The sequence below is a fragment of the Niabella aquatica genome, from assembly GCF_054779315.1.
The window spans coordinates 139,601-145,818 of sequence record NZ_BAAGYM010000014.1; the positions used below are offsets into that span (position 1 = coordinate 139,601).

The 6,218-nt window shown below is 40.3% G+C and carries 6 protein-coding genes; all 6 read left to right on the plus strand.

Annotated features, from left to right (window positions below; all coding sequences use genetic code 11):
* Nucleotides 1-82: 82 nt before the first annotated feature.
* Nucleotides 83-1,192, plus strand: a complete 1,110-nt coding sequence (locus tag ACYVBM_RS12535) for a ThiF family adenylyltransferase (RefSeq protein WP_460686006.1) — start codon at nucleotides 83-85, stop codon at nucleotides 1,190-1,192.
* A 7-nt stretch (nucleotides 1,193-1,199) separates the two neighbouring features.
* The gene (locus tag ACYVBM_RS12540; RefSeq protein WP_460686007.1) at nucleotides 1,200-1,889 is read left to right on the plus strand and encodes a hypothetical protein; all 690 of its coding nucleotides are present in this window, start codon (nucleotides 1,200-1,202) and stop codon (nucleotides 1,887-1,889) included.
* Complete coding sequence (locus ACYVBM_RS12545) at nucleotides 1,886-4,009, plus strand: sensor histidine kinase (RefSeq protein WP_460686008.1); 2,124 nt, start codon at nucleotides 1,886-1,888, stop codon at nucleotides 4,007-4,009. Before ACYVBM_RS12540 ends, ACYVBM_RS12545 begins: the two co-directional genes overlap by 4 nt.
* 19 nt (nucleotides 4,010-4,028) lie before the next feature.
* On the plus strand, nucleotides 4,029-5,129 hold the full coding sequence (locus tag ACYVBM_RS12550; protein ID WP_460686009.1) for an ATP-binding protein: 1,101 nt from the start codon (nucleotides 4,029-4,031) through the stop codon (nucleotides 5,127-5,129).
* A 56-nt stretch (nucleotides 5,130-5,185) separates the two neighbouring features.
* Nucleotides 5,186-5,575, plus strand: coding sequence for a response regulator (locus ACYVBM_RS12555; protein ID WP_460686010.1), 390 nt, complete (start codon nucleotides 5,186-5,188; stop codon nucleotides 5,573-5,575).
* Nucleotides 5,576-5,644: 69 nt separating this feature from the next.
* Complete coding sequence (locus ACYVBM_RS12560) at nucleotides 5,645-6,046, plus strand: MerC domain-containing protein (protein ID WP_460686011.1); 402 nt, start codon at nucleotides 5,645-5,647, stop codon at nucleotides 6,044-6,046.
* Nucleotides 6,047-6,218 lie beyond the last annotated feature (172 nt).

Here is a 6,218-nt window from a genome sequence, read left to right on the forward strand (position 1 = left end):
AAAACGCAAATAATTAAATAATGTTAAAATTCTGTCTATATTTATATCCCAATAAAATTGTACAAATTACAAAAAATAATCAATGCATTTAGGTTTAAAGGGGTCTACCGAATACTGCAATGGGTATAAACCGGTATTTTACAGATTGAGAAAAGAAAATGAGCAGCATCTGCTCAAAGAGCTTTTATCGCAAGACCCTTCTATACAAATATACGATACAATTAAAAGCCAACTTACTGAACTGTTAAAAATAAATGATCCTCAAAAGCAGCTGTCTGCTGATGAAATAAACAGCCTTATTGCGGCCCGGGAAAAAGAAGGAAGCCTGGAGCATATCGGTGCCTGGGTTTACTATCCATGGTCCCGGAAACTGGTTCACCTGCTTGATGAGGAAGATTTTATAAAGGTGAGAACCAGCAGGAACCTGTATAAGATTACCCATGAAGAACTGGCCATTTTAAGGAAAAAGAAAATCGGCATCATTGGTTTATCCGTTGGGCAATCTATTGCGCTGACAATTGCTACCGAAAGAATCTGCGGAGCACTGCACCTGGCCGATTTTGATAATATAGAGCTAAGTAATATGAATCGTCTGAATTTCAGTAACTTATATAATTTAGGTGCTTCAAAAGTGATTACAACCGCCCAAAAAATAGCCGAGCTGGACCCCTACATTGAAGTAACCTGCTTTACAGAAGGTGTTTCTGAAAATAATATTGATGCGTTTTTGGGGGAAGGAACAGGTAAACTTGACATACTGGTAGAAGAATGCGATGGCCTCGATATAAAAATATTATCCCGGATAAAAGCAAAGGCAAAAGGGATCCCGGTAGTAATGGACACCAATGACAGGGGTATGCTCGATATTGAAAGATATGATTTAGAGCCCGGGCGGCCTATATTTCATGGAGCTTTTGAAGGTGATGATATTCAAATAGCGCATACAAAAAACCTGAGTATACATGAAAAAACTGCCGTTTTAGCTAAAATATTTAATTTTTCCCTTATTTCAGACAGGATGAAACTATCTCTGACAGAGCTGGGAAAATCAATAAATGCCTGGCCGCAATTAGCTTCTTCTGTTGTTTTGGGAGGCGCAATGGTTACCGACACCTGCCGGAGAATGCTGCTTTCCGAAATAGAATGTTCTGGAAGGTTTTATATTGACTTTAATGATTTGATAAAAAATTAACTGTTCTGTGGAAGTTATAATAAGAGCCTTTAATGCTCCTAAAGATCCCGATGCCTGCCTGAAGTTTATCGAAGGGCACACAAGGCTGCTGGAAGCCCATTACGGGATAGCAAAAATAACTTCCTCTAACCGGGATTGGATGTATCACGACAATACTTACGTGATCGTTGCTGAAAATGATGACCGGTCTAAAATTTATGGAGGCGCCAGGGTGCAGATTACTGATGGTAAATTGCTGTTACCCATCGAATCTGCTGTTAGCAAATACGACCCGCATATACATACACTGGCCAGTGAGCCGGGTACCTCCGAAATTTGCGGACTATGGAACTCGATGGAAGTTGCAGGCCTTGGAATTGGAAGTGTGTTTATGAGCAGGGTGGGTGTTGCAGTTGCTTTGCTGCTTCAGGTTTCTAAAATTTTGTTCCTGGCCGCCCCTATCACTGTCAGAATGGGAAGGCGCATGGGAGCGGTTGTTGAAACCTCTGTTGGCGATAATGGTAATTTCTTTTATCCTAAAGATGATTTTGTTGCCACAGCAATGGCTATTAACGATTGTACTGTGCTTTCCAAAGCTGATATTAATGAAAGAGAGCGGATTTTTAGCCTGCGGGATCGTCCTGTTCAAAAAGCTTTGGAAAAGGGCCCTAAAGGAGAACTAATGGTTGATTATCAGTTAGATTTCGGAAAATCATGAGGATTTATAAAATATTCTTATTGTTTTTTTGCTGTTTTGTAGCTGCCGGCAACATCCTGGCACAGGGTGCCATGGAGATCAAAGACGCTACACGCATTTATAAGCCGGCTATCGGACAGATCGAATACCTGGAAGATAAGGATGGCAGTCTAACCCTCGATAATATTGAAAAAACCGGCTTTAAACCATACCCGGGTAAAGTACCCAACTTTTTTATATCACATTCTGTATTCTGGGTAAAGATAAAAATAGCCAACTACACGAATGATACCTCTTTCTTGATAAATGTCGGTCATCCCACATTAAATAATGTGGTTTTCTATACCAAAGATTCGGGTGGGCCCGACTCTATAAGGATTTCGGAGGAGGCTCCCTTCAGGGAAAGATTGTTTAAAAATCAAAACCTTATTTTCCCGATCAGTATTAAAAAAGGCGGCCTGGTTACCTGCTATTTTAAGTTTAATGCTTCAGAGCAAATACTTTTTCCGGTTGATGTAGGAGCACGCCAGGTAGTTTTAGACGACCTGGCACTGAAAGACCTGATTTTCGGGATTTATGTGGGGCTGATCCTCTTCATGCTGCTTTATAATTCTTTTCTTTATGCTTCTACAAAAGACGCCAGCTATTTTTATTATGTAGCCTATATAATTTTTGTAGGCCTTTCACAATGTATGCTGCAAGGCTATACATTCCGTTTTTTGTGGCCGAATCACCCCTCCTTAAACAATTATGCAGCGGTTATTATCCCGTTTTTTAATGGTATAGCAGCAGCTGAGTTCATCAAAAGTTTCCTGAACCTCAGGCAATTGTCAAGGCGTATATATATCGGGCTGAACATCGTGGAGATGTTGTACCTGGTATCTTTTATTTTATGTATCCTTGGCTTCTGGCAGGAGGCACAGCTGGCGGTACAGTTAGTGGCTTCCCTGGGCGCCACGTACATGTTAGCCGCTTTATTATCATTAAGAAAATTCAGGGGCGCGCAGATTTTAATAATAGCCTGGTCATTATTCCTGGGCAGCGTGGTAGTGTTCGTTTTAAGGAATATAGGAGTGCTTCCCTACAATAATTTTACTTACTATGCTTTACAATTCGGTTCTTCACTTGAGGCTATACTGCTTTCCATAGCTCTTGCTGATAAAATTAATATATACAGGAAGAATTCGCTTGAAGCTTCTAAAGAAAATGAACGCCTGATTAAAGATCAGAACATCATACTCGAAAAGCAGGTGCATGAACGTACCCTGGAACTGGAAGCAGTAAACACGAACCTTAACCAGACACTTTCTCAGTTAAAAGATGCGCAAAGCAAGCTGGTGGAGTCAGAAAAAATGGTTTCCCTGGGCCAGCTCACAGCCGGCATTGCGCACGAAATTAATAACCCTATCAATTTTGTAACTTCCAATGTTAAGCCACTTGAGCTGGATATTTCCGATATACAAAGCCTCATACAGAAATACGAGGAAATAGATCCCTCTAAAAATATAGAGGAACAGCTATCCGCTATCAATTCTTACAAAAAACAGATTGATCTTGAATACATTAATGAAGAAATAACAACCCTCTTAACCGGCATCAGGGATGGTGCAAACCGTACCGCAGAAATTGTAAGCAACCTGAAAAATTTTGCCCGCATTGACGAGGCCAATGTAAAGTTTGCCAACCTGAACGAAGGTATTCAGTCTACTTTAATGCTGGTAAAAAATGCTTTTCCTAAAGACTTTGTTCTTAAAAAAGAATTTGGCAGCATACCCGATGTGGAGTGTACTCCGGGCAAAATAAACCAGGTGTTTATGAATATCATCACCAATGGACTGCAGTCCATAGCCGAAAGGCAGGAGGCTAATCCTGGTACAGGTATTTTAACGATTAGAACCACAGAAGAGAACGGGCATGTGAAAATATCGATAAAGGATAATGGCACGGGCATTAAAGAAGGCGTACGTGAAAAAATATTTGAGCCTTTTTATACAACCAAACCCGTTGGGCAGGGTACCGGCCTGGGCATGTCCATTGTTAAAGGCATCATAGACAGTCACAAAGGTACCATAGAAGTCATATCAAATTTTGGTGAGGGTGCTGAATTTGTCATAACTTTACCCGTAAATTATTTGGCCTGATCGCTTTAATGCACCAGTTATGACCATAATTAAAGTCTTATATGTAGATGATGAAGAGAACAACTTAAGTTCCTTCAGGGCGAACTTCCGGCGGCTTTATGAAATTTATACGGCAAATTCTGGCGCAGCAGCTCTTGACATTTTGTCTCAAACAGAGGTTCATATTGTAATATCTGACCAAAGAATGCCCAATATGACCGGGGTGGAGCTTTTTAAGAAGATTAAAAAACTGTATCCCGAACCCATCAGGATACTGCTGACAGGATATACAGATATCGAAGCTTTGGCCGATGCGATCAATACCGGAGACATATACCGGTATATTACCAAGCCCTGGAACGAAATAGAGCTAAATAACGGCATACAGAATGCTTATGATGTGTTCAGGACCAGGCGCGAGTTAAAAGAAAAACTGGCAGAGCTGCAAAAAACCAACGACGAGCTTAACCGGTTCATTTACAGTATCTCTCACGAGCTTCGGGCTCCGCTTGCATCAGCATTAGGGGTTATTAATTTAGCAAAGCTTGACAATGTATATACCGAATCAGAAAAAGGTTACGAATACTGGAACCTGATAGAAGATTGCTGCGCACGGCTCGACTATAATATAACCAGTACGCTCCAGTATTATAAAAATAACAGGTACAGCAGTGTAAAGGAAGAAGTGAACTTTGAAAAACTTATCGAAGACCTTATTGCAGTGCATAAGCTGGCTAATAATGTAGATGAGAAGATCAGGTTCGAGGTAAGTATCGACCAGCCAGAGAAATTTGTTGGTGATATTTTCCGGATAGAAGTGATTATTGGAAACCTTATCTCCAACGCTATTAAATACCAAAAGCCGGAAGAAAAGGATAAATTAATAAAAATAGATATAAAAGTAAATCTTTTGGATGCCATAATTACCATAACGGATAATGGGCTGGGCATTTTAAATGATCATTTAAATAAAATATTTAACCAGTTTTTCAGGATGCATAACCAAAAAGGTACCGGGCTTGGCTTATTTATTGTACGCGAAGCCCTGGCTAAATTAGATGGAAAGATTTCTGTAGAATCTGTTCTGAACGCTGGTACCAAATTCACGATACGCATTCCTAACAATGCGCCGGACGTATAATACCGGTCAATAATGCTAATTCTTCAATGCCAGCAAATGCTCATAAAACACATTCATTGGTTATCGTCGACGATAGTCCGTTTGATCTGAGGATCAACTCAGGAATAGCAGGCCATACCCAACTTTTTAAGCAAATATTATGCTTTTCTTCAGCCGAAGCGGCTCTTGATTTCCTGATAGAAAATCTTACGAATCCCGAAGTGTATCCCCTGCTCATTCTTCTTGATATTCAAATGCCTGAAATGGACGGCTTTGAATTTATGAAACGCTATGAGCGGTTTCCCCGCAGCTTTAAGGAAAAAACTAATGTAGTCATGCTTTCCTCTACGGATGACCTGGGCGATATGACCAGGGTAGAGTCGGATAAAAATGTGGTAAAACTCTTGAAAAAGCCGTTACAGATCGAAGAGCTGAGGGGACTTCTTGCGCATCTCCGCGATCTGTAACTTTGCCTGTCTTTTTTATTTTAAAAGAAAATTCGCAACATCGTTGCTTTTTTTTATTTTTGCAGTGAAATGAAGAATAAAATTAATTGGGATGCACTCGGTATCACTACGTCTCTGTTATGTGCGGTACATTGTGCAATTTTGCCTTTGTTTTTAGCAGCGCTCCCTCTTTTCGGTGTAAATATCATAGAGAATCTGGCCTTTGAAATAGGCATGATTGTTCTGGCCTTTATTATAGGGTGCTATGCCTTATGGCATGGATACAGGTGGCATCACCACAGTAAAAAGCCATTGTTGCTTTTTACTACAGGAATAGCATTTCTGGTGCTGAAGCAGATTTTTTTGCAGTATCATACCTTATTACTGATTCCCGCCGTAGTGTTTATTGTTGCGGCACATATCTTAAACTACCGGTACTGCCGGGTACATAACCATGCGCACCATACAGATTGCAATCACGATCATTATTGATGGGTTGGGGTGCTGGTTTCGGGCGAGGGTGTAAGCAGTTGTGTTTAACGGAAAAAGAAGTTCTGATGAGGGTGTTCCCGAAAATTAAAAGATAGTCATTGTACGATTATTTTCGTACATTAAGAGAGGGTGTCAAATTCATCATTTGTTTGTTGGGTGAGTATTTTTACTC

Bases quoted from the DNA above. Each gene is read 5' to 3' on its own strand.
- ACYVBM_RS12545 (WP_460686008.1), top strand. From the start codon at position 1,886: ATGAGGATTTATAAAATATTCTTATTGTTTTTTTGCTGTTTTGTAGCT.
- ACYVBM_RS12550 (WP_460686009.1), top strand. From the start codon at position 4,029: ATGACCATAATTAAAGTCTTATATGTAGATGATGAAGAGAACAACTTA.
- ACYVBM_RS12535 (WP_460686006.1), top strand. From the start codon at position 83: ATGCATTTAGGTTTAAAGGGGTCTACCGAATACTGCAATGGGTATAAA.
- ACYVBM_RS12560 (WP_460686011.1), top strand. From the start codon at position 5,645: ATGAAGAATAAAATTAATTGGGATGCACTCGGTATCACTACGTCTCTG.